24 protein-coding genes are annotated in these 23,050 nt (G+C 69.2%); 14 read left to right on the forward strand and 10 right to left on the reverse strand.

Going from position 1 to position 23,050, the window contains the following annotated elements; all coding sequences use genetic code 11:
- The first annotated feature begins 232 nt into the window (after positions 1-232).
- From gatC to CVV72_RS38180, 5 genes are all read left to right on the forward strand, one after another.
- The gene (gene gatC, locus CVV72_RS38160) at positions 233-532 is read left to right on the forward strand and encodes an Asp-tRNA(Asn)/Glu-tRNA(Gln) amidotransferase subunit GatC (RefSeq protein WP_005162012.1); all 300 of its coding nucleotides are present in this window, start codon (positions 233-235) and stop codon (positions 530-532) included.
- Between the two features lie 11 nt (positions 533-543).
- Positions 544-2,118: an Asp-tRNA(Asn)/Glu-tRNA(Gln) amidotransferase subunit GatA gene (gene gatA / locus CVV72_RS38165; protein ID WP_255632393.1), complete on the forward strand. Its 1,575-nt coding sequence runs from the start codon at positions 544-546 to the stop codon at positions 2,116-2,118.
- Positions 2,115-3,620 (forward strand): Asp-tRNA(Asn)/Glu-tRNA(Gln) amidotransferase subunit GatB, encoded by a 1,506-nt coding sequence (gene gatB, locus CVV72_RS38170; RefSeq protein ID WP_219149283.1) that lies wholly within the window; start codon positions 2,115-2,117, stop codon positions 3,618-3,620. The genes gatA and gatB overlap by 4 nt, the downstream gene beginning before the upstream one ends.
- Positions 3,613-4,122 (forward strand): hypothetical protein, encoded by a 510-nt coding sequence (locus CVV72_RS38175; RefSeq protein WP_219149285.1) that lies wholly within the window; start codon positions 3,613-3,615, stop codon positions 4,120-4,122. The genes gatB and CVV72_RS38175 overlap by 8 nt, the downstream gene beginning before the upstream one ends.
- 73 nt (positions 4,123-4,195) lie before the next feature.
- Positions 4,196-4,891: a cupin gene (locus CVV72_RS38180; RefSeq protein WP_219149287.1), complete on the forward strand. Its 696-nt coding sequence runs from the start codon at positions 4,196-4,198 to the stop codon at positions 4,889-4,891.
- 6 nt (positions 4,892-4,897) lie between these two features.
- Here the strand turns inward: CVV72_RS38180 and CVV72_RS38185 are convergent, their stop codons facing one another.
- Positions 4,898-6,121, reverse strand: a complete 1,224-nt coding sequence (locus tag CVV72_RS38185; RefSeq protein ID WP_219149290.1) for a sorbosone dehydrogenase family protein — start codon at positions 6,119-6,121, stop codon at positions 4,898-4,900.
- 62 nt (positions 6,122-6,183) lie between these two features.
- On the opposite strand from CVV72_RS38185, the gene CVV72_RS38190 reads away from it, so the two are divergent.
- The 3 genes from CVV72_RS38190 to CVV72_RS38200 all read left to right on the forward strand — a co-directional run bounded on the left by CVV72_RS38190 (position 6,184) and on the right by CVV72_RS38200 (position 8,566).
- A complete protein-coding gene (locus CVV72_RS38190) occupies positions 6,184-7,089 on the forward strand; it encodes a 2-hydroxyacid dehydrogenase (RefSeq protein ID WP_219149292.1) in 906 nt (301 codons plus the stop codon).
- A gap of 32 nt (positions 7,090-7,121) precedes the next feature.
- On the forward strand, positions 7,122-7,946 hold the full coding sequence (locus tag CVV72_RS38195; protein ID WP_219154391.1) for a DUF72 domain-containing protein: 825 nt from the start codon (positions 7,122-7,124) through the stop codon (positions 7,944-7,946).
- A 77-nt stretch (positions 7,947-8,023) separates the two neighbouring features.
- Positions 8,024-8,566 (forward strand): DoxX family protein, encoded by a 543-nt coding sequence (locus CVV72_RS38200; protein ID WP_219154393.1) that lies wholly within the window; start codon positions 8,024-8,026, stop codon positions 8,564-8,566.
- A gap of 63 nt (positions 8,567-8,629) precedes the next feature.
- Here the strand turns inward: CVV72_RS38200 and ilvD are convergent, their stop codons facing one another.
- Both ilvD and CVV72_RS38210 read right to left on the reverse strand, forming a co-directional pair.
- The gene (gene ilvD / locus CVV72_RS38205) at positions 8,630-10,474 is read right to left on the reverse strand and encodes a dihydroxy-acid dehydratase (protein ID WP_219149294.1); all 1,845 of its coding nucleotides are present in this window, start codon (positions 10,472-10,474) and stop codon (positions 8,630-8,632) included.
- Positions 10,475-10,537: 63 nt separating this feature from the next.
- Positions 10,538-10,996: a PH domain-containing protein gene (locus tag CVV72_RS38210; RefSeq protein ID WP_219149296.1), complete on the reverse strand. Its 459-nt coding sequence runs from the start codon at positions 10,994-10,996 to the stop codon at positions 10,538-10,540.
- 321 nt (positions 10,997-11,317) lie between these two features.
- On the opposite strand from CVV72_RS38210, the gene CVV72_RS38215 reads away from it, so the two are divergent.
- The 4 genes from CVV72_RS38215 to CVV72_RS38230 all read left to right on the forward strand — a co-directional run bounded on the left by CVV72_RS38215 (position 11,318) and on the right by CVV72_RS38230 (position 15,082).
- Positions 11,318-13,192: an acetolactate synthase large subunit gene (locus CVV72_RS38215; RefSeq protein ID WP_125673470.1), complete on the forward strand. Its 1,875-nt coding sequence runs from the start codon at positions 11,318-11,320 to the stop codon at positions 13,190-13,192.
- On the forward strand, positions 13,189-13,695 hold the full coding sequence (gene ilvN, locus CVV72_RS38220; RefSeq protein ID WP_034315713.1) for an acetolactate synthase small subunit: 507 nt from the start codon (positions 13,189-13,191) through the stop codon (positions 13,693-13,695). The genes CVV72_RS38215 and ilvN overlap by 4 nt, the downstream gene beginning before the upstream one ends.
- A gap of 34 nt (positions 13,696-13,729) precedes the next feature.
- Positions 13,730-14,743 carry a ketol-acid reductoisomerase gene (gene ilvC, locus CVV72_RS38225; RefSeq protein WP_016336537.1) on the forward strand — a complete coding sequence of 338 codons (1,014 nt, stop codon included), beginning with the start codon at positions 13,730-13,732 and terminating at the stop codon, positions 14,741-14,743.
- A 75-nt stretch (positions 14,744-14,818) separates the two neighbouring features.
- Complete coding sequence (locus CVV72_RS38230) at positions 14,819-15,082, forward strand: DUF397 domain-containing protein (protein ID WP_219149298.1); 264 nt, start codon at positions 14,819-14,821, stop codon at positions 15,080-15,082.
- A 7-nt stretch (positions 15,083-15,089) separates the two neighbouring features.
- Here CVV72_RS38230 and CVV72_RS38235 read toward each other — a convergent pair whose 3' ends face one another.
- Positions 15,090-16,100 (reverse strand): hypothetical protein, encoded by a 1,011-nt coding sequence (locus tag CVV72_RS38235; RefSeq protein ID WP_219149300.1) that lies wholly within the window; start codon positions 16,098-16,100, stop codon positions 15,090-15,092.
- Between the two features lie 43 nt (positions 16,101-16,143).
- Complete coding sequence (locus CVV72_RS38240) at positions 16,144-16,581, reverse strand: hypothetical protein (RefSeq protein ID WP_219149302.1); 438 nt, start codon at positions 16,579-16,581, stop codon at positions 16,144-16,146.
- Positions 16,582-16,728: 147 nt separating this feature from the next.
- Between CVV72_RS38240 and CVV72_RS38245 the strand changes: the two genes are divergently transcribed.
- The gene (locus CVV72_RS38245) at positions 16,729-17,709 is read left to right on the forward strand and encodes a DUF5937 family protein (RefSeq protein WP_219149304.1); all 981 of its coding nucleotides are present in this window, start codon (positions 16,729-16,731) and stop codon (positions 17,707-17,709) included.
- 78 nt (positions 17,710-17,787) lie between these two features.
- On the opposite strand, the gene CVV72_RS38250 is transcribed toward CVV72_RS38245, so the two are convergent.
- The 5 genes from CVV72_RS38250 to CVV72_RS38270 all read right to left on the reverse strand — a co-directional run bounded on the left by CVV72_RS38250 (position 17,788) and on the right by CVV72_RS38270 (position 22,271).
- Positions 17,788-18,120 carry a hypothetical protein gene (locus tag CVV72_RS38250; RefSeq protein ID WP_219149306.1) on the reverse strand — a complete coding sequence of 111 codons (333 nt, stop codon included), beginning with the start codon at positions 18,118-18,120 and terminating at the stop codon, positions 17,788-17,790.
- Positions 18,121-18,379: 259 nt separating this feature from the next.
- A complete protein-coding gene (locus tag CVV72_RS38255; protein ID WP_219149308.1) occupies positions 18,380-19,321 on the reverse strand; it encodes an NADP-dependent oxidoreductase in 942 nt (313 codons plus the stop codon).
- A 268-nt stretch (positions 19,322-19,589) separates the two neighbouring features.
- Entirely contained in the window at positions 19,590-20,546 is a 957-nt protein-coding gene (locus CVV72_RS38260; RefSeq protein WP_219149310.1) for an ankyrin repeat domain-containing protein, read from the reverse strand.
- Positions 20,530-21,366, reverse strand: a complete 837-nt coding sequence (locus tag CVV72_RS38265) for a TIGR03620 family F420-dependent LLM class oxidoreductase (RefSeq protein WP_219149312.1) — start codon at positions 21,364-21,366, stop codon at positions 20,530-20,532. The genes CVV72_RS38260 and CVV72_RS38265 overlap by 17 nt, the downstream gene beginning before the upstream one ends.
- Positions 21,363-22,271: a TIGR03620 family F420-dependent LLM class oxidoreductase gene (locus CVV72_RS38270; RefSeq protein WP_219149314.1), complete on the reverse strand. Its 909-nt coding sequence runs from the start codon at positions 22,269-22,271 to the stop codon at positions 21,363-21,365. Before CVV72_RS38270 ends, CVV72_RS38265 begins: the two co-directional genes overlap by 4 nt.
- 95 nt (positions 22,272-22,366) lie before the next feature.
- Here CVV72_RS38270 and CVV72_RS38275 point away from each other — a divergent pair, with 95 nt between their 5' ends.
- Complete coding sequence (locus CVV72_RS38275; protein WP_219149316.1) at positions 22,367-22,933, forward strand: TetR/AcrR family transcriptional regulator; 567 nt, start codon at positions 22,367-22,369, stop codon at positions 22,931-22,933.
- Positions 22,934-23,050: the final 117 nt, after the last annotated feature.

The raw sequence follows: 23,050 nt of genomic DNA on the forward strand, positions 1-23,050 counted from the left end.
CGCCTCAGGCGTCCCAGCCTCGCCGTGGAACGCGCTACGCCGGGCGCCGATTGTGACAGACCGGACGAGGTAATGGGGACCGACGTCCGGGGCGCGGGATAACGAACCAGGCACTCCTTACCCGACATGGGAGCGCAGGCCGCGGCATAACCCAGTCGAGTCCGCCGACGCCGCCACCATAGACTTGCAGCTTCCGACAGAACCCGCACAGCACACCCCGGGAGTCACCCGCGTGCCCAACATTTCCCGCGACGAGGTCGCACACCTCGCCAAGCTGGCCAGGCTTGCCGTCACCGAAGAGGAGCTGGACGTCTTCGCCGGGCAGCTCGACCAGATCCTGGACTCGGTGGCCAAGGTGAGCGAGGTCGCAGGCGAGGATGTCCCGCCCACGTCGCACGCCGTGCCGCTGACCAACGTGTTCCGTGAGGACACGGTCCGACCGGGGCTGACCCAGCAGCAGGCGCTGGCCGGTGCGCCGGCCAGCGAAGAGGGTCGTTTCCGGGTGCCGCGGATTCTGGGAGAAGAACAGTGACGGAGGCGAACATGCGCGACAATCGCGAAGCGGCGGATGATCGCCGACCGGGTGCGGGTGTCCCGCATGCCACGGCACTCATCAAGCTGACCGCCGCCGAGCTGGCGGAGAAGATCCAGTCCCGTGAGGTCTCGGCCGTCGAGGTCACGCAGGCCCACCTGGACCGGATCGCCGAGGTCGACGACCACATCCACGCGTTCCTGCACGTCGACACCGAGGGCGCGCTCGACGCGGCCCGCGCGGTGGACGCCGACGTCGCCGAGGGCAACGCGCCGAAGTCGGCGCTCGCCGGTGTCCCGCTGGCGCTCAAGGACGTGCTGACCACCAAGGGCATCCCGACCACGGTCGGTTCGAAGACCCTGGAGAACTGGATCCCGCCGTACGACGCCACCGTGACGCGCAAGCTGCGCGAGGCCGGTGTCGTGGTGCTCGGCAAGACCAACATGGACGAGTTCGCGATGGGCTCCTCCACGGAGAACTCCGCGTTCGGCCCGACGCACAACCCGTGGGACCACGCCCGCATCCCGGGTGGTTCCGGCGGTGGCTCCTCGGCGTCCATCGCGGCGTTCGAGGCCGCGATCGCGATCGGCACCGACACCGGTGGCTCGATCCGCCAGCCCGGCGCGGTCACCGGCACCGTCGGCGTGAAGCCGACGTACGGCGGCGTCTCCCGCTACGGTCTCGTCGCCTTCTCGTCGTCGCTCGACCAGGCCGGTCCCTGCGCGCGGACGGTGCTCGACGCCGCCCTGCTGCACGAGGTCATCGCCGGGTACGACCCGATGGACTCGACCTCGATCGACGCGCCGGTCCCGCCGGTGGTCGCCGCGGCCCGCCAGGGCCTGACCGGTGACCTCAAGGGCGTCCGGGTCGGCGTGGTGAAGGAGTTCGCCGGCGACGGCTACCAGCCGGGCGTGTTGCGGTCCTTCGAGGCCGCCGTCGAGCAGCTGCGCGCGCTCGGTGCCGAGGTCGTCGAGGTCTCGTGCCCGAACTTCACCTACGCGCTGCCCGCGTACTACCTGATCGCGCCGAGCGAGTGCTCGTCGAACCTCGCCCGGTTCGACGCCATGCGTTACGGCCTGCGCGTGTCCGACGACGGCGAGCACAGCGCAGAAGAGGTCATGTCGCTGACCCGCGAGAAGGGCTTCGGCCCCGAGGTCAAGCGCCGCATCATGCTCGGCACGTACGCGCTGTCCTCGGGCTACTACGACGCCTACTACGGCTCGGCGCAGAAGGTCCGCACGCTCATCACGCGCGACTTCGAAGCCGCCTACGAAAAGGTGGACGTGCTGGTCTCACCGACCACGCCGACCACCGCGTTCAAGATCGGCGAGCGTGTCGACGATCCGATGGCGATGTACCTGGCGGACCTCTGCACCATCCCGTCGAACCTCGCCGGCAACGCCGCGATGAGTGTCCCGAGTGGACTGTCGCACGAGGACGGCCTGCCGGTCGGCCTCCAGATCATGGCCCCCGCGATGGCCGACGACCGGCTGTACCGCGTCGGCGCCGCGTACGAGGTCGCACGCGACGCCGCCAACGGTGGCTCGCTGGTGCACGAGGTTCCGGAGCTGGGAGGAAAGAAGTGACCGCCGTGGTTGAGTTGATGGACTACGCCGACGTCGTCGAGCGGTTCGACCCGGTGCTGGGCCTCGAGGTGCACGTCGAGCTGAACACGAACACCAAGATGTTCTGCGGCTGCGCCAACGAGTTCGGCGGCGAGCCGAACACCAAGGTGTGCCCGACCTGTCTCGGGATGCCCGGTTCGCTGCCGGTCGTGAACGGCAAGGCGGTCGAGGGCGCGATCCGCATCGGCCTCGCGCTCAACTGCGAGATCGCCGAATGGTGCCGGTTCGCCCGGAAGAACTACTTCTACCCGGACATGCCGAAGAACTTCCAGACCTCGCAGTACGACGAGCCGATCGCCTTCAACGGCTACCTCGACGTGACGCTGGACGACGGCGAGGTCGTCCGCGTCGAGATCGAGCGCGCGCACATGGAGGAGGACACCGGCAAGTCGCTGCACGTCGGTGGCGCCACCGGGCGGATTCACGGCGCCGAGCACTCGCTGCTCGACTACAACCGCGCCGGCGTGCCGCTGATCGAGATCGTCACCAAGACGATCGAGCACACCGGCGGCCGCGCCCCCGAGGTCGCCCGCGCGTACGTGAGCGCCCTGCGGGATCTGCTGCGCGCGCTGGACGTCTCCGACGTCCGCATGGACCAGGGTTCCCTGCGCTGCGACGCGAACGTCTCGCTGATGGCCAAGGACGCGACCGAATTCGGCACGCGCACCGAGACCAAGAACGTCAACTCGCTGCGCAGCGTCGAGCGCGCCGTGCGCTACGAGATGACCCGCCAGGCGGCGATCCTCGCCGAGGGCGGCACGATCAAGCAGGAGACGCGGCACTTCCAGGAGGCCGACGGCACCACGTCGCCGGGCCGCACCAAGGAGACCGCCGAGGACTACCGGTACTTCCCGGAGCCCGACCTGGTCCCGATCGCGCCGTCGCGCGAATGGGTCGAGGAGCTGCGCAAGACGCTCCCGGAGATGCCGTCGGAACGCCGCAAGCGCATCCAGCGCGAGTGGAACCTGACCGACGAGGCGCTGCGCGACCTGCTCAACGTCGGCGCGGTCGATCTGGTCGCCGCCACCGTCGAGGCGGGCGCGACGCCGGACGAGGCCCGCAGCTGGTGGGTCAACACGCTGGCGCAGGAGGCCAACTCCCGCGAGATCGAACTGGCGGAGCTGGCGATCAGCCCGGCGCAGCTGGCCGAGGTCATCGCGCTGGTCAACGCCGGCGAGCTGACCAACAAGCTGGCCAAGGAGGTCGTGCAGGGCGTGCTCGCCGGCGAGGGTTCGCCGTCCGAGGTCGTCGAGAAGCGTGGCCTGAAGGTCGTCTCCGACGACTCCGCGCTCATCGCGGCGGTAGACGAGGCGCTGGCCGCGCAGCCCGACGTCGCCGAGAAGATCCGTGGCGGCAAGGTGGCCGCGGCCGGGGCGATCGTCGGTGCGGTCATGAAGGCCACCAAGGGCCAGGCCGACGCCAAGCGCGTGCGCGAACTGATCGTCGAGCGAGTCGGTGCCTGATCTCGCTCTGAAGAAGGTCACCTGGCGTGAGTGGCTCGGCCTCGCGGTCGGGCTGCTCGCGCTGGTGGCCTTGTTCCTGCCGTGGACGACGCTGACCGCCTCGCGCCCGGAAATCGAGGACGTGCTGACGACGTTGCCCGCCGACGACGTCACGCGCGACGCGTGGCACGCGGGTTTCCTCGCCTGGGCGCCGCTCTTCCTCCTGTTCCTGCCCGGAGTGGCGGTCGTGCTGTTCGGCCGCGTCGACGCCGTCCGCCGCGCGGGCCTGCCGCATCTGTGGCTTATGGCGGCCATCGGCGCGCTGCTGCTGATGGTGCTCGGCTGGACCACCCTCGACTGGCAGTTCGACGCCGACCAGCGCGGGATCTTCTCCGCCGCCGGGATCGGGATCGAGACCGGGCTCGGCCGCTACCTCGGCCTGCTCGCCGCGGTCGTCTCCGCGGTCGTCGCGTTCTTCGACGTCCGCCTGCTCCGCGCCGAGACCCGTACCCGGCGCCCCTGAGTTCTCCTTCGCGTTTAGTACTCGGGATGCGCGGGGATACAGTGAGAAAGCGCTTTCTTGAGGAGGTCGCCCAGTGTTCCCCCTGCCCGGAGGCATCGGTCTGTCCCATCTGTGCGCCTACGAATGGGAAGCCGAGGACGGGGTGTGCGGCGGCAGCCCGCATCTGCACCTCGCCTGCACCGAGGCCTATGTCGTCACCGGCGGGCGCGGCGCGGTGCAGACACTCGACCTCGGCGGCTACCGGGAGACCGAACTCGAACCCGGTGTCGTCGCATGGTTCGCGCCCGGCACTGTCCATCGGATGGTGCAGCGCGAAGACCTGCGGATCACCGTGCTCATGCAGAACAGCGGATTGCCCGAAGCGGGCGACGCCGTCTTCACGTTCCCGCCGCCGATCCTCGCCGACACGGCCGCGTACGCGGAGGCCGCCGCGATGCCGGAGGACGACGACGCGGCCCGCCGTCGTCGTGATCTCGCGATCGAGGGCTACCTCCCGATCCGGGACGCGCTCGTCGCGGGAGACCCCGGCCCCTTGAGGGACTTCCACCGCGCGGCCGTCGCGCTGGTCGCGCCGAAGGTCGACACCTGGATCCCCCGCTGGCGGGCCGGTGCGCTGGCCGCCGCCGAGCTGACCGGGGAACACCTGGAAGCGCTGGCGAACGGCGACGCGAGCCACCTCGAACGGTCCGGGGTCCGGGTCACCGGTCCGTCCGAAGTGGACGGTTACGGGATGTGCGGGCGGCGGACGGAATACCGCATGGGCTCCTGAGCCCGCTCAGTCCTTGCCGCCCCCGCCGGAGCTGGCCGACGGCGTGATGATGACGACGCGGTCGTCGCTCGAAACCGGGGTGCCGCCGTCCTTGTTGACCGTCCCGGCGAGCGCGACCTGCGGATTGACCATGCTCATCGCGGACAGCCTGCCGAAGGTCTTCGGCGGCTTGCCGACCTTGCCGTCCATGAAGACGTTCGGCTTGCCGGTCACCGCGCCGTCCGGGGTGACCGGCAGGTTCTGCAGGTTGCCCGCGATCGACGTCGTGATCGTGAGATAGCCGGTGGCGCCGACGAAATCCGCGCAGCCCGCCACGCCGGGCTTGTCGGTCCAGCTCCAGGCCGGGGTGGTCAGCGGCTGGCCGCCACGAAGCCGGTACAGGACGTCCTTGTCGGCCAGCCGGTCGGTCAGCCATACGCGGGAACCGGCCTGGTCGCGGCAGATCCCGCCGGGGGAGTGCACGCCGGTCGAGAAGACCGCCGAACCCGGGGTGGGGTTGCCCGCCGCCGGTTTGCCCGACGTGTCGACGCGCAGCACCTTGCCGGCCAGTGACGCCGGATCGGCCGCGAGCCCGGGGTTGCCCGCGTCGCCGGTGGCGACCAGGAGCGCGCCCTTGGCGTCGGTGCCGATCGCGCCGCGGTTGCCGGTGGCGCCCTTGGGGATGCCGGTCAGCACCGGTTTCGGTGCCTGGCCCTTCGCCAGCCGGACGACCCGGTTGTCGGTCGGGGTGGTGATGTACGCGAAGACGAGCTGGTCTTCGGCGAACCCGGGGGAGAGGGCCAGCGAGGTGAGGCCGCCGTCGCCGGAGCCGTCCACGGGGACGGTCGCCCAGTCGGCCGGGTCCTTCTCCGCCACGGCGAGCAGGATCCGGCCGCTCTTGCGTTCGCCCGCGAGCGCGCTGGGCGCGGTGCCGTCGCCGGGGATCGCGGCCACGGCGGCGACGGTGTCCAGACAGGTCGCGATGACGGCCTTGTCGAAGTCCTTGCAGCCCTGCGGCGGTGGGACCGGTGTCGGCGTCTGGTTCGGCCCGTTGCCCCGGCCGGGGCCGGGGTCACCCGCCGCACCGCCGGGCCCGACCTGCGGCGGGACCTCGGGGGACGGCGGGTTGACCGGGGTGAACTTCTGCCCGGCGGCGGTGTTGTCGAATTCGGCGCAGCCGGAGAGCATCAGCGCGCCGCAGGCCAGCATGGCCAGCGGCGCGGTCCATTTCCGCCGGTACCGGGTACGCACAGGGCAAGCCTAGGTGGGCGTACGTGAGCCACGGGTAAGAGCCTCTCGATACCGTGGCGATCATGACTGTGACCGTTCTCGTGCCCGACGAAGAGGGAGTGGCCGCGCTTTCGGAGATCGAGGGCGTGCGTCCGGTGGTGTACCGCCGCGGGGAGCCGGTGCCTGCCGAAGCAGCCGAGGCCGAGGTCCTCGTGACCGGTGACGGGCCCAGCGAGGAACTCTGGCGCGAAGTGCCGAACATCAAACTCGTGCAGCTGCTGGCGGCGGGCGCCGAGGACTGGGTCGGCAAGATGCCGGACGGCGTCCTCCTCTCGACCTGCCGCGGCGCGCACGGCGGAAGCTCGGCCGAGTGGGTCGTGGCGGTACTGCTGGCGATCTACCGCGGTCTCGACGGTTTCGCCGAAGGACTGCGGCGGAAGCACTGGGAACGCCGGACCACCGACACCCTGCAGGGCAAGCGGGTCCTCGTCATCGGCGCGGGCGATCTCGGCAGGCATCTGCGCCGACGGCTGGAGACGTTCGACGTGCGCTGCACGATGGTGGGCGCGAGCGCTCGCGAGGGTGTCCACGGCGCGGACGAACTGCCCGCCCTGCTGCCCGACCACGACGTCACGGTGCTCATGGTTCCGCTCACGCCGCACACGCGCGGCATGGTCGACGCGGAGTTCCTGGCCGCGATGCCGGACGACGCGATCCTCGTGAACGTCTCGCGGGGCCCGGTCGTGGTCACCGACGCGCTCGTCGCGGAACTCGCGTCGGGACGGCTGCGCGCCGCGCTCGACGTGACCGACCCGGAGCCGCTGCCCGACGGACATCCGCTGTGGGATTGCCCGGGACTGCTGCTGACGCCGCACGTCGCGGGCTCGGTGAGCGGGAGACGGCAGCGCGCTTACGCGGTGGTGGTCCGGGAATTGAGCCACTATCTGGGTGGGGAGCTGCCGAAGAACCTGGTCCACGGCGAATACTGAGCATCGTGGCGAATCTTCATGTCGGTTGCGCGATGTGGACGCACAAGGCGTGGGCCGGGCGGTTCGTCCCGAAGTCGCTGCCCGCGGGGGAGCGCCTTCGGGCGTACGCCGGCTGGTGCAACGCGGTCGAGGGCAACACCACCTTCTACGCGACCCCCGCCCGGGACACCGTCGCGGCGTGGGCGCGGCAGACCGGTCCCGGCTTCCGGTTCGTGGTCAAGCTGCCCAAGGCCGTCACGCACGAGCGACGGCTCGCCGGTGTCGAGACCGAGATGCGGGCGTTCCTGGACGCGGTCGAACCGCTCGGCGACCGGGCGGTCCTGTGGACACAGCTGCCCGGCTCGTTCGGCCCGCCGGACGCCGACGCCCTCGGCCGCTTCCTGCGCCGCCTGCCCGCCGGGCTCCGGCGTGCCGTGGAGGTGCGTCATCCGGCGTTCTACACCGACACCCACGCCACGTCGCTGCTGGAGCGGACCCTCGCCGACGCGGACGCCGAGTGGGTGCCGTTCGACACCACGGTCTTCTTCGCCGGCCCGCCGGTCAGCGAGGCCGAACAGGACGCCTGGGTCAAGAAACCCCGGCTGCCACGGCGGACGCGGGCGCTGACCGACCGGCCGATCGTCCGCTACCTCGGCCGGGATTCCGCCGAGGAGACCGCGCGGGGATGGGAGCCCTGGACCGAGGTGGTCGCTGGATGGCTGCGGGACGGCCGGTCACCGACGGTCTTCGTGCACACCCCCGACAACGACGACGCCCCGGCGCTCGCCCGCCGGTTCCACGACGACGTGCGCTCCCTGGTGCCCGATCTCGTCCCGCTGCCCGAGCCCGAACCGGTCGAACCCGCGACGCTGTTCTGAGCCGGTCCGGCGGTTCGGTCGCCTGACGGGCGGCTTTCGCCTACCCTTCGCGCGTGAGCGATGACTACCAGACCAGCATGATCTCGGACGTGGCCGAACCCGACAACGGCCCGAGCCCGGTGGAGACCAGGGGCGGGATCGACCTCGGTCTGCTCGTCCTGCGAGTGGTGCTCGGCGTGACCATGGGCGCGCACGGGCTCCAGCATCTCTTCGGCGCTTTCGGCGGGCCGGGGGTCGGCGGCTTCGCCAAGGTGCTCGGCGGCTTCGGCTACACCAGCCAGACCACGCTGCTTTCGTGGATCACCGGGATCAGCGAGGTGGTCGGCGGCGCACTCGTGCTGGTGGGCCTGTTCACCCCGATCGGTGCCGCGGCGCTACTGGGGGTCTGCGCGAACATCGTCTACGTGAAGTTCAGCGGCGGGTTCTTCCAGAAGCAGGGGCAGGGTTTCGAGTTCGAACTCCTGCTCGCGGCGGCCTCGCTGACCGTGCTGCTCGCGGGCTCCGGGCGGATCGCGCTGGACGTCAACACGCCCTGGCGGAAGCGGCCGCTTTCGTTCGGCCTGATCGGGCTGCTGCTGTCGGCCGCGGCCTCGGTCGTGGTGATCGTCCTGTGCCGGTGAGACTCGTGAAGGCCCCCTTCCCTCGGCTCAGCCGAGGGAAGGGGGCCTTCACGCGCTTTGCGGTTACTTGTTCGGGTCCCGGACGGCGCCGGTGTCGGCCGACGTCGCCATCCGCGCGTAGGCCCGCAGCGCGGCGGTGACCTTCCGGTCCCGCGAGACCGGCTGCCACGGCCGCTCGCTCGCCTCCATCTTCGCCCGCCGCTCGGCCAGCACGTCCGCGTCGACGAGCAGTTCGAGACGGCGCTCGTGGACGTCGAGCAGGATCCGGTCGCCGTTCTGGACAAGGCCGATCGCCCCGCCCGCGGCGGCCTCGGGCGAGATGTGCCCGACCGAGATGCCCGACGAGCCGCCGGAGAACCGGCCGTCGGTGATCAGCGCGCACTTCTTGCCGAGCCCCGAGCCCTTGAGGAACGCCGTCGGGTGCAGCATCTCCTGCATACCGGGGCCGCCTGCCGGGCCTTCGTAGCGGATCACCAGCACCTCACCGGGCTGGATCTCCTTCTTGAGGATGGCCGAAACCGCCTCCTCCTGGCTTTCGAGGACCCGGGCCGGGCCCTCGAAGTGCCACAGTTCCTCGTCGATGCCCGCCGACTTGATGACGGCGCCGTTCTCGGCGAGGTTGCCGCGCAGGATCGCGAGCCCGCCGTCCTTGGTGTAGGCGTGCTCGACGTCGTGGATGCAGCCGTCGGCGGCGTCGGTGTCCAAAGAGGACCAGCGGTTCTCGGTGGAGAACGCCTCGGTGGTGCGGACCCCGCCCGGCGCCGCGTGGAACAGTTCGATCGCGCGCTCCGACGGTTCCTTCGCGCGGATGTCCCAAGTGGACAGCCACGACTCGAGATCCGGCGAATGCACGGAGTGGACGTCGGTGTTCAGCAGGCCGCCGCGGTACAGCTCGCCGAGGATGGCCGGGATGCCGCCGGCGCGGTGGACGTCCTCCATGTGGTAGTCCGAGTTCGGCGCGACCTTCGACAGGCACGGCACCCGGCGGCCGATGGCGTCGATGTCGTCGATGGTGAAGTCGACCTCGCCCTCCTGCGCGGCGGCGAGGATGTGCAGCACCGTGTTGGTCGAACCGCCCATCGCCATGTCGAGGGCCATCGCGTTTTCGAACGCCTTCTTCGTCGCGATCGAGCGCGGGAGCGCGGATTCGTCGTCCTGCTCGTACCAGCGCTTGCACAGTTCGACGACCGTGCGCCCGGCGTCCTCGAAGAGCGCCTTGCGGGCGGCGTGCGTGGCGAGGGTGGAACCGTTGCCCGGCAGGGAGAGCCCGAGCGCCTCGGTGAGGCAGTTCATCGAGTTCGCGGTGAACATGCCCGAGCACGAGCCGCAGGTCGGGCAGGCCGAACGCTCCACAATGGACAGGCCTTCTTCGTCGACCTCGCTGCTGGCCGACGCGGCGATGGCGGTGATCAGGTCGGTCGGCGCCTGCGCGACCCCGCCGACGACCACGGCCTTCCCGGCCTCCATCGGCCCGCCGGAGACGAACACCACCGGGATGTTCAGCCGCATGGCGGCGTTCAGCATGCCCGGGGTGATCTTGTCGCAGTTGGAGATGCAGACGAGGGCGTCGGCCTGGTGCGCGTTCACCATGTACTCGACGGAGTCGGCGATGATCTCGCGCGAGGGCAGCGAGTAGAGCATCCCGCTGTGCCCCATGGCGATTCCGTCGTCGACGGCGATCGTGTGGAACTCGCGGGCGACCCCGCCCGCCTCCTTCACCGCGCCGGCCACGATCTCGCCGAGATCCTTGAGGTGCACGTGCCCCGGCACGAACTGGGTGTAGGAGTTCGCGATGGCGACGATCGGCTTGCCGAAGTCGCTGTCGGTCATTCCGGTGGCGCGCCAGAGCGAGCGGGCGCCCGCCGCGTTGCGGCCGTGGGTGGTGGTCCGGGAACGGAGTTGAGGCACGGCTGACTCCAAGGTTCGGGATGGGGACCAGGGCGAACGAGCGCCAAACTGGTCCTACCAATCCTACTCCCCGGAATCGCCGCTCTTTTCCGGAGCCTTGGCCACGTCGTCGGTCAGCCCGGAGGGATCGGCCATGCGGCCCGCGCTGACCAGCGAAATCACCGGCAGATGACGGGTGCGCACGGCGGGAAGAGGGACCTTGGTCTCGTCCTTCAGCACCGCCTGCACCTTCGCCTTGTCGGTGATGGCGAGGCCCTTGAGCGAGGTCCACGGCAGGTCACGCCGCCCGAACATCGTGCGGACCTCCAGTCCCTCGGCCGTCGCCGTCGTGCGGGTCCGGATGACGAACACCGCGAGCGCGATCGGGAAGATGTAGAGCCACTGGAGATAAGGCACATCGCCGAACGCGACAGGCGTCACACAGACGACGAGGAAAGCGATCGCCAGCAACGCCGTGTTCGGGATCTTGAAGACGGCTTTGGGAGCCTCGTTCGCCTGTTCCTGCTGCTTTTCTTCTGCCACGTCAAAGATGGTGCACCGCCGCCTCGAAGGCCCCGAACGCGGGTCGCGCGACGCACCGATGGTGTCCAGCATGCGGAATCGCCGTCCCGCAGAGTTGACACTCTTGACGGCGACCGGCTAGCTTCACTCTCGTGACAACGCAGACCGGCCTCGTACTTCCCAAGCGCGTCGACGCTTAGGGAAGTCTCCGCTGCGTCGACGCGCGACCCTCGTGCGACCACTCCGGTCGGCGGGGGTTTTTTGTTGCCTGGAACAATTTCACTTGCCCGACCAGCCAATGAATACCCGAACGAGTGACTAGACAAGACGAGGCAAACAGCGATGACTAGTGCCACCTCGCGAGCTGAAGCGAACTCCGGTACCTCCGGTGCCCGACCCAAGCCGGCGCCGCCCGCCGGGACCCCGGTGCGGGTCACGGGCGCGCAGTCGCTCGTCCGCTCGCTCGAGTCGGTGGGCGCGGAAGTCGTGTTCGGTATTCCGGGCGGCACCATTCTCCCGGCGTACGACCCGCTGCTCGACTCGACGAAGGTCCGCCACGTCCTGGTCCGCCACGAACAGGGCGCCGGCCACGCCGCCACCGGGTACGCGCAGGCGACCGGCAAGGTCGGCGTGTGCATGGCCACCTCGGGTCCCGGCGCGACCAACCTGGTCACCCCGCTGGCCGACGCGAACATGGACTCGGTCCCGGTCGTGGCCATCACCGGACAGCAGTCCCGCGCGCTGATCGGCACGGACGCCTTCCAGGAAGCCGACATCTGCGGCATCACGATGCCGATCACCAAGCACAACTTCCTGGTCACCGACCCGGCCGACATCCCGCGCACCATCGCGGAGGCCTTCCACCTCGCCTCGACCGGCCGCCCCGGCCCGGTCCTGGTGGACATCCCCAAGGACGTCCTGCAGGAGATGACCTCCTTCTCCTGGCCGACGGAGCTGCGGCTGCCCGGCTACCGGCCGACGCTGCGCCCGCACGGCAAGCAGGTCCGCGAGGCCGCCCGGCTGATCAGCAAGTCGCGTCGCCCGGTCCTCTACGTCGGCGGTGGCGTGATCAAGGCCGACGCCTCGCGCCAGCTGATGGAACTGGCCGAGCTGACCGGGATCCCCGTCGTCACCACGCTGATGGCGCGCGGCGCGTTCCCCGACTCGCACCCGCAGCACCTCGGCATGCCGGGTATGCACGGTTCGGTCGCCGCGGTCGCCGCGATGCAGCGGGCGGATCTGCTGATCGCCCTCGGCGCCCGCTTCGACGACCGCGTCACCGGGCAGCTGTCCTCGTTCGCGCCGGACGCCGCCATCGTGCACGCCGACATCGATCCGGCCGAGATCTCCAAGAACCGCAAGGCGGACGTGCCGATCGTCGGCGACTGCGCGGAGATCATCACCGAGCTGATCGAGGCCGTCCGCGCCGAGACCGACAAGTCCGCGAAGCCGGACCTGAAGGACTGGTGGACCCAGGCGAGCGCTTGGCGTGACGACTACCCGGCCGGTTACGAGTGGCCCGACGACGGGACGCTTTCCCCGCAATACGTCATCGAGCGCATCGGTTCGCTCGTCGGCCCGGACGCCGTCTACACCGCGGGCGTCGGCCAGCACCAGATGTGGGCCGCGCAGTTCGTGAAGTACGAGAACCCGCGCACCTGGATCAACTCCGGCGGCCTCGGCACGATGGGCTTCGCCGTCCCCGCCGCGATGGGTGCCAAGTTCGGCGTGCCGGACAAGCAGGTCTGGGCCATCGACGGTGACGGCTGTTTCCAGATGACCAACCAGGAACTGGCCACCTGCGCCATCGAAGGCGCGCCGATCAAGGTCGCCGTCATCAACAACGGCAACCTCGGCATGGTCCGCCAGTGGCAGAACCTCTTCTACTCCGAGCGGTACTCCAACACCGATCTCGGTACCCACAAGCACCGCATCCCCGACTTCACCCTGCTGGCGGAGGCGCTCGGCTGCGCCGGGCTCCGTTGCGAGACCAAGGAAGACGTCGACGCCACCATCCGGCGTGCCATGGAGATCAACGACCGCCCCGTCGTGATCGATTTCGTGGTGGGGAAGGATGCCCAGGTGTGGCCCATGGTGGCCGCGGGCACCGGTAACGACGAAATCATGGCCGTGCGCGGGATCCGCCCGCTCTTCGACGACGACGAAGTCGCCGCCGAGGCGGAGCTGAACGCCGCCACAGAAGGAGACGCCCGATGAGCGTGCACACCCTGAGCGTTCTGGTCGAGAACAAGCCCGGTGTCCTCGCGCGGGTTTCCGGACTGTTCTCCCGGCGTGGTTTCAACATCGAATCCCTCGCCGTCGGACCCACGGAGAATCCCGAGGTGTCCCGGATGACGATCGTGGTCGCCGTTGAGGAGCTACCGCTCGAACAGGTGACCAAACAGCTCAACAAGCTGGTCAACGTCATCAAGATCGTGGAATTGGAAAAGTCCACAGCCGTGCAGCGTGAACTGCTGCTCGTGAAGGTCCGGGCCGACAACACCGTGCGCAGCCAGGTCCTCGAAACGGTGCAGCTCTTCCGCGCGAAGGTGGTGGACGTGTCGCCGGAGGCGCTCACCGTCGAAGCCACCGGGACGTCGGACAAGATCGGTGCCCTGCTGCGGATGCTGGAGCCCTATGGCATCCGCGAACTGGTCCAGTCCGGAATGGTCGCGGTCGGCCGGGGCGCCCGGTCCATCACCGCCACCTCCGCTCGATAACTTTTGTAAGTCAGGAAAGGAAGTAGTACCCCTCATGGCAGTGGAAATCTTTTACGACGACGACGCGGACCTTTCGATCATCCAGGGTCGCAAGGTCGCCGTGATCGGCTACGGCAGCCAGGGTCACGCGCACTCGCTGAGCCTGCGCGACTCCGGCGTCGATGTCCGCATCGGTCTGCCCGAGGGCTCGAAGTCGCGGGCCAAGGCCGAGGAGCAGGGTCTCCGCGTGCTCACCCCGGCCGAGGCGAGCGCCGAAGCCGACCTGATCATGATCCTCGCGCCGGACACGAAGCAGCGCTTCATCTACGAGCAGGACATCGCGCCGAACCTCAAGGACGGCGACGCGCTGTTCTTCGGCCACGGCTTCAACATCCGCTACGACCTGATCAAGCCGCCGTCGAACGTCGACGTCGCCATGGTCGCGCCGAAGGGCCCGGGCCACCTGGTCCGCCGCCAGTTCGTCGACGGCAAGGGCGTCCCGGCGCTCATCGCGGTCGAGCAGGACGCCTCCGGCAACGCGCAGGCGCTCGCGCTCTCCTACGCGGCCGCCATCGGTGGCGCCCGCGCCGGTGTCATCAAGACGACCTTCACCGAGGAGACCGAGACTGACCTCTTCGGCGAGCAGGCCGTCCTCTGCGGTGGCGCCTCCGCGCTGGTGCAGACCGGTTTCGAGGTGCTCACCGAGGCCGGCTACGCCCCGGAGATCGCCTACTTCGAGGTGCTGCACGAGCTGAAGCTGATCGTCGACCTCATGTACGAGGGCGGCATCGCCCGTCAGCGCTACTCGATCTCCGACACCGCCGAGTACGGCGACCTGACCCGCGGCCCGCGCGTCATCTCGCCGGCGGTCAAGGAAGAGATGAAGAAGATCCTCGGCGAGATCCAGGACGGCACGTTCGCCCGCGAATGGGTCGCCGAGGACGAGGCCGGACGGCCGAACTTCACCAAGCTCGAGGAGCAGGGCAACCAGCACCCGATCGAGGAGACCGGCAAGAAGCTGCGCGACCTGATGTCGTGGGTGGACCGGCCGATCACCGAGACCGCCTAGTTGTCACCACGAAGGGGCCCTTCAGCGCGAAGGGCCCCTTCGTTTTGCGTATCGGAAAGCGATAGCGTTGGCACCATGAGTGAGCAGCCGGTGGACGACAAGGCCCACGTCAGGCCCGATCTGGACCTGAGCGACGCGGTGTGGATCCGGGCGGAACCGGAAGGCGCGAACCTCGCGGACCGCGCCGAGTACGCGCTGGTCCCGCACACCGACGGCCTCACCTATACCGCGATGCGCCAGGCGTCGGATCCCGACGGTCATATCCTCGTGTTCACCCCGACGGAATGGGACGCCTTCGTGAAAGGGGTGCGGGACGGCGAATTCGACCTTCCCGCCTGAACCCGGATCAGTAGGGCAGGACGTACGCGTGGCTCATGTCGGAGTCGTGCGTGGTGGTCGAGCCTTCCGAATCGGTGAGTCCGGTGGCCGTTCCCTGGATGCCGGCGGCCTCGCCGCCCAGCCACTCGGCCTTGACGTAGGCGTTGAACCGGGGGACGCAGCCCGGCGCCTTGCTCACGGCGAAGTCCGCTTTGTTGAGTGGCACGTACTTGTGGTGCACCCAGTACGGCACCTCATGCGTGACCTGGATGCTGCTGTCGGTCTTGCAGAGTGTGCCGTCCGCCTTCCACTGGTTGACGAAAAGCGTGAACTTCACCTGCGTGGACTTGTATTCGTCACAGGTGATGCCCCGTAGGCAGACCTGCAGCTCGACGTCGCCCACCACGTTGAGGCCCTGCACGGTCGAGGGGAGGGTGAAGTGGTCGAGCTTGGGCTCCCACACCTTCGGGGAATTGGTGTGGAGATCAAGGATCGGCGTGCTCACGCTGGACTGCACCGGTTGCCCGTCGGTGGCGTTGATGACCGAGGTGTCGGCGAACGTGAGGTACCCGCTGACCAAGCGGTAGGTGGCGTCACTGGTCGAGCTGAGCGAGTTGCCCCGCACGTTCGCGGTGCAGGTGACCTTGCCCTCGACGCCGGGGTGGACGAGGAAGCGGGTGTAGAGCGTCACGTCCTGGTTCGGGGAGCCAGAGTTCGTGTCGTAGACGTTCTGCCCGATCACCATGTTCTTGCTCCAGCCGCCCGGGCCCTGGCAGACGATTTCGTTGTCGAAGAGGCTGCGGATGGTGGCGCCGTTGACCCGCATCTTCGAGACCACGTATGCGGTCTGCGTGGCGGTCATGTCCAGCGAAATGGTGCCTACGGGAGTGACGCTGTGCACGACGGGCCGGACCTGCTTGGGCACCGAGATCGTTTGCGGGGTGAAGGTGACGAATGTCGCCGCTTGCGCGGGGGTGGCGGCCAGCAGACAGGCGATCAGTGCGAAAACCGCTGTCGTGGCCAAGGAACGGATGTTCAAAGGAACCCTCCTTGTCGGTGCTTCTCGGTGTGGATCCGATCGGTCAGTTGTCCGGCGGCGTTCCCACGGAAGGACCGGCGCAAGTGCTCGTGGTGCGGAAGCAGGTGAAGTATTCGAGGCCTTGGGCGGGGTTCTCGGTGGTCATCCAGACATAGACCTTGTTGGCCCCGCCGTCGACGTCCGCGCTGACGGTCAGGTGTGCCGGTCCGGATCTGTCACACCAGGTGCTGGAACTCTGCCAGCCCAGCCAGGTGCTGCCCGCCCTGGCTTCCGCGTAGATCCGACGGCAACCGGAGGCCTTGAACGCTCCGTCGACACCGACCGACCGGTTGTACCAGGTGACCGTGCCGATGTAGTAGCTCGCGCCGACCTCGATCCGGAACTTGCTGGTGGGGTAGCCGGCGGCAGTGGCGGGTGTCGCCGCGAAGACCATCCCGCCCGCCGACGCGACCGCGGCGACGGCGGCACCGACCTTCCTCATACGGCTCTTCGCTTTCGTCGATCTCGCCATGACGATCACTCCCAGGTTCGTTTTGTTCGGCGACACCACTCAACCCCGCGTGGGCCTCGCACCGGAAAGGATTCGAGCCCGTTCAAATCCGTCGCGAAGACTGCTACCGTCGACGTGGTGCTCACGTTGCGTGTCGACGCCGACACGGTGTCCAGGACGCGGTTTTCCCCTTCCCCCGCAGCGGAATCCCTGGCGTGGCTGAAACTCGCCGCCGCCTCGGGGCGGCACCCGGTGTTCGGCGACCCCGGACCACTCGCCCGCGCGTCACTCGCCCATCCGGACGTCGCCCTGCTCGCGGACCTGTTGCCGCGCGACGGCGACACCTACACGCCAGATCTGCTCACCCCGCAGCCGGGCACGGACACGCAGTGCCGCGACCTGCTCGACGAACAGATCGCCCAGATCGAGGCGGCCGCGCAGGACGACCTCGAAAGCCAGGTCTTCCACTACACCCGGACCCACTGGAGCAGGCCACTGGACACCGAGACCCGCCGGGTCGCCGAATCGGGACGGATGCAGCGACGTCTCGCCAACGGCCTCGCCCGGTTCTGGCGGGACACCCTCGCCGACGGTTGGCCCGACCTGCGCTCGATCCTTGATCAGGACATCGCCCATCGCGCGACGGGCATCGCCACCCACGGCATCGGCCGGACGCTCGGAACGCTCCACCCCGACATCGCCTGGTCCGGCGACGCGGTCACCATCGAGAAGACGTGGGACGGCGAGGTCGACGGCGTCGGCAGGGACCTGGTCCTCGCCCCCGGAGTGCTCAACTGGCCCGACGTCATCATCCAGGTCGACACCCCCGGCCAGCTCGTCCTCTACTACCCCGCCCAGCGGGTCGGAACCGGCCGGGACCGCAGGTCCGGAAACCTCGCTCAAGTGGTCGGCAACGCCCGAGCGGCCATACTGGCGGACCTCGAAACCGCCCGGTCCACGGCGGAACTCGCCGCCCGGCTGGGATACAGCTCCGGCACCGTCTCCTACCACCTCGGCGCGCTGCACCGCGCACGTCTCGTCACCAAGGTGAGAGACGGGCGCTACGTGCTGTATCAGCGGACCGCGCGGGCGGCAGGCCTGCTGGAAGCCCGCGATTAGCCTGTCGGCCCGAGATGTCCACAGCCGACGACCGTCGACTGTGGACATTCGGACGAGCCCCGTGGCCTCGGCCCCAGATCAGTCCGGGTAGTCCACGCTCATTCCTCGCAGATTCGTGGTGTCCTGGGGACAGTTCACCTTCGATTCCTCGTTCTTGTTCGCCCACGGGCCGAAATACCACCGGTAGGTGGGTTGGGTATACGTGCGGCATTCCGCCGCGGCTCGATGTGCGCGTTGGGTGCATTTCGACGAAACCGCCCACGTGCCTGTGCTCCGCCACACCTTGCAGTCGGGCGGGATGGCCTGGGTCGACGCGGATACGGCCGGTGCCATCGACACCAGCGAGCCCGCGGCGATCGCCATCACCGCCGCCGCGAACCCTCCGCGCGCTTTCGACCGGATGCTCGTCATCAGTCCTCCCTCAGGGTGGCGAGATCCGGCGGATCCGAACTCGCCGTCGGGTTCACGCACTCGCCGACGAGGTCGTTGCCATCCGGCAGGCACGATCACCCGGATGGCGCTGATCAGCCCTTCGCGTGCACGCAGAGGAACCATCCCCGGGTCACTTGTCCCGTGAATCAGGACATCCGACCTGTCCGAGCGCGTTCAGTCCGCCGCCGAAGTTCTTGCGGAGGGTTTCGCGGCATCCTGCCCGGCGGACTCCGCCTGGTCAGTCCGCGACGGACAGCACGACCTTTCCCGTGGTCTTCCCGGCGGCCACGAGTTCTTGCGCCTTCGCGGCCTCTGCCAGCGGGAGCACCGTGTCGATCGTCGGCTTGAGGCGTCCGCTGCCGACGAGTCCGGCCAGCGCGAGCAGTCCGGTGCGATCCGGTTCGGCGAGGGTGAACCCGGCGGTGACTCCGGCGGCCTCGGCCAGTTCCGGCACGCGCTCGTCGTTCGTCCGGGTGAGCTGGACGAGCCTGCCGCCGCGGCGAAGCGTCTTGAGCGACCGCGGTCCGTACTCCTGGCCGATCGTGTCGAGGACGACGTCGACGTCGCGGACCTCCTCGGCGAAGTCCGTCGTGCGGTAGTCGATGAGCTCGTCCGCGCCGAGGCCGCGAAGGAATTCGTGCTTGGCCGCGCTGGCGGTCCCGATCACGTACGCGCCGCGCGCCTTGGCGATCTGCACCGCGAGATGCCCGACCCCACCCGCCGCCGCGTGGATCAGCACCCGTTGCCCCGGTTGAATGTTCGCCGTGTCGACGAGGCTCTGCCAGACGGTGAGCCCCGCGAGCGGCACCGCGGCCGCGTGCACGTGGTCCAAAGTGGACGGTTTGCGCGCGAAGTGACGGCTCGGCGCGGCGACGTACTCGGAGTACGCGCCGGCCTGGAACGGGAACGACGGCATGCCGAAGACCTCGTCACCGGGGGAGAACAGGGACGCGCCCGCGCCGACCTCCTCGACCACGCCGGAGACGTCCCAGCCGAGGATGAACGGCGGATCGCCCATCGGGCCGATGCCCCCGGTCTCGCGGGTCTTCCAGTCGACCGGGTTGACGCCGGCGGCGTGCACCCGGACCAGGATCTGGGTCGGACCGGGTACGGGCTTTTCGACCTCGACGAGTTCGAGGACTTCGGGGCCGCCGAGGCGGTTTTGGCTGATCGCTCGCATGGGGTCCATTGTTCGGCGAGCGTCGTACTTCCGGCGAGGTTCGGGCGGGCCAAGAGGCGTCAGGATCGGGACAGCCGTTCGTGCCGCTGGGGGCGACGGTCTCGGTTGCCGCGGGGGTTGCGAAAGCCACTTTCGCAACCTTCAACGTTGCGAAAGTGGCTTTCGCAACGCGTCGGCGGCAGGTGGTGGCGGCGGATCCCCCTGGATGTCCCGAAAGTGGCTTTCGCGACACTCGTGCGGGCGGGTGCCCACATGTCCGGCGCAAAGCTCAGGCGCCCCGCAGTACCGCCAAGATCTCCGTCTGCTCGAAATGCTCGGCCCACCTCAAGGCCGACGACGCGTACAGCGAATCCTCAAGGGAAGGATCGGCCCCCACCGCCAAGAGCGCCCGCACCGCTTCGACATGCCCTCCCTGCACGGCCAGGTGCAGCGCCGTGACGCCCTCCCCGTGGGAAAGCCCACCGAAGGTGCCCTGGCGGTTCACCGATGCGCCCAGTTCCGCCAAGGTCCCGATCACCGATGCCTTTCCCTGGGCGGCGGCCCAGGTCAGCGCCGTTCCCCGGTAGACGTCGGCGTCCACGACGGCGCCCCGCGCGACCAGGGTCCGTACGGCGTCGCACCGGTCGTTCCGGGCGGCCCACGAAAGCGCTTCGTCGACGACTTCGGCCGGGTCGTCGCTCGGCAGCCAGTCCGGGAAGCCGCTGTGCGGCCGGTGGAATTCGCGATGCGCGCCCGCCGCGGGGGAGAGTGTGCCGTCCGGCGCGAGCAACTCGTCGAGCAGGTCCGCCCGGCCGAGCCCGGCGGCGACGCGCAGGTTGCCGGGGGAGACGCTGCGCGAAGCCAGCAGTTCCGCCGCCTCACGGTGACCCCAGAACAGCGCGACCACCAGGGGTGTCCCACCGTCGCCCCGTGCCGGGACGTCGACCGGTGCGCCCGCGTCGAGCAGCATCGTGACCAGCAGCGGCAGCCCGGCGTACCCGGCCTGGTGCAACGCCGTCCAGCCGTGGACGTTGGCGGAAGCCGGATCGGCGCCGTGGTCGAGGAGGATCCGGCACAGCCGCTCGTCGCAGGTCGCGGCGGCCATGCCGAGCAGGTCGTTCCCGTTCTTCCCGTGTGCGTGGACGAGGGTGGGCAGGTCACCGATCAGGCGCGCGAGCCCGGCGAGGTCTCGCGCGTCGATCAGTTCCCGTGCCTTGTCGAAGGCGAGTTCAGCCGGTGACGTCACGCTCCCGCACGCTACCCCCGACCCCCGACAGAACCCGCCATTCCGCCAGCGGGATCCGGTCGTCCCCGGTCAGGACCTGCAGGCAGACGTGATCCGCGCCCGCGTCCAGCTGGGCCCGCACCCGAGCGTCGATCTCGTCCTCGCCGACGGCGACCAGCGCGTCCACGAGATGGTCGGAGCCGTGGTCCTCCTCGGTGAACCCGAACCGCCGCAGATTCGCCCGATGGTGGGCGGCCAGGCCCAGGTACGTCGACACGTGCCGCCGCGCGATCTCCCGGTCCGATCCGAGGACGACGGCCTGCTCGACGGCGAGGAAGGCCGAAGGTCCCAGGGCCTCCCGCGCCAGCGCGGTGTGCTCGACGGGGACGAAGTACGTATGCGCCCCGTCGGTGCGTTCCGCGGCCAAGGCGAGCATCTTCGGCCCCAAGGCGGCCAGCACTCGCCGCCGCGCGGAGTCCGGTGTGGACAGATCGGTCTTGTCCATTTCGTCGAGATAGGCGCGCATGCCCTCCAGTGGTTTCGCGCCCGGCAGATGACCGCCCAGCCCGAGGACGAACCTGCCCGGATAGGCCTCCGCGAGGGTCCGTTCGGCGGCGGCCGCGGCGACGGGCTCCCGGTGGGAGAACCGCGCGATACCGGTGGCGACGGTCAGCCGGGAGGTCGCCGCCAGCAGTAGCCCTGCCTGTGTGAACGCCTCCCGTCCGAGGTACTCCCCGAACCACAGCGTGTCGAAGCCGAGTTCCTCGACCTCCGCCGCTGCCTCGCGGACTTCGCCGATTTCCTTGCCGTCGAACGAAAACGTCCAGATCCCGACACTCATCGGGTCACCTCCGTCAGCGCCGGGGCGAGCCGTTCCAGCTGGTCCACCATGGACCGGAGATCGTCCCCGACGGGGTTGACGAGCACGGTGTCCGCGCCGGCGTCGACGAGTTCCTTGAGCCGCCCGGCGATCCGCTCCTCGTCGCCCCACGCGGTCAGGCCGTCCACGAGCCGATCGCTGACGTCGTCGATGTCGGCGTCGGTGTAGCCGAGCCGTTTCCAGCCCTTGAAGTAGTGCGGGACGCCGTACTGTTTCATCAGCCCGATATCCCGCGCCACGCTCTTCCGCGCCTGTTCGCGGTCGCCGAGCAGGACCGAATGGGTGGGGATGAGTAGTTTGTCCGCACCGAGGATTTCGCGGGAGTACGGCGTGTGCTCGAAGGGCTGGGCGAACGGGTGCGCGCCGTCCGTCAGTTCCCGCGCGAGTTCGAGCATCTTCGGCCCGACGGCGGCGAGGACGAGCGGGAACGGCACCGGCGAAGGGAATTCCTCGGCCGCCGCGGACATGGCCGTGAGGTAGTCGCGGGTCTGTTCGAGCGGCCGGTAGTCCGAGCCCGCCTTCGCCGCTTGATGCGAGTGCCCGATCCCGACGCCGAGAACGAAGCGGCCCGGGAAGGCCTGCGCGAGCGTTCGTCCGCCACTGTGTGCGGTGTACGCGGGCCGAGACCAGATGTTCGTGATCCCGGTGCCGACGACCACCCGTTCGGTGGCGGCCAGCGTGATGGCGCTGTATGCGAACAGTTCCCGGTTCCCCGGCCCTTCGCCGCCCCACACGGTGCGATAACCCAGCTCTTCGAGCCGCTGTACCGCTCGCCGTTCCTCGTCCGGTGTCGGCGTGAACATGCCGACCGGCAGCCAGACACCCACCGGGCCCAGCCGCTCCCGGGTTTCTTCGATCAACGTCATTCTCGTCTCCCCAGCTAACATGAGGCTGCCTCCGCTTACGTCGCCGACTATACGGAGGCTGCCTCCGATTTGTCGAGACTAGGCTCGGGAGCGCGATGGACACCGAGAAGAAGCCGCTGCGGGCGGACGCCCGGCGCAACTACGAGCGCCTCCTCGAAGAGGCGAGGCGTGCCTTCGCCGCGCACGGGGTCGAGGCGTCGCTGGAAGAGATCGCGCGCCGGGCCGGTGTCGGCATCGGAACGCTCTATCGGCATTTCCCGACGCGGGAGGCCCTTGTCGAGACGGTGCTTCGCGAAGGCTTCGACGCACAGGCCGCGGCCGCGCGTGAGCTCCTGGACTCCCCGGAGCCGCTGAACGCGCTGAAGGCCTGGCTCGCCGGGATGGGTGAACAGTCGGCGCGCTACCGCGGGCTGCCCGAACTGATGGTCGACGTCCTCAACGACGAGACCTCGCCGCTCTACGCGTCCTGTCACGCCATGCGGGACCAGGTGTCCCACCTGGTGGACAGAGCGAAGGCCGCGAATGAGCTCCGGGCGGACGTCACAGTGCCCGAAATCCTGGTGATGCTGCACGCGCTTTCCTGGGCCAGTGAACACCTTTCGGGTGACAAGGGCCTCGAACGCCTCCTCGACCTCGTTTTCGCGGGATTACGGGCGAGTTAACAATCCCCTGTCACCAGGGCTAAACTGCGGCGCAACCGGGCACAACGGCGTGACCGTCAACCGCTTCGAGGCACTTTTCCCCGCCGAGAAGCCAATCCACCCCGAGTCGCAGGCACA

This window comes from Amycolatopsis sp. TNS106, from assembly GCF_019330265.1.
Taxonomy (GTDB): domain Bacteria; phylum Actinomycetota; class Actinomycetes; order Mycobacteriales; family Pseudonocardiaceae; genus Amycolatopsis; species Amycolatopsis lurida.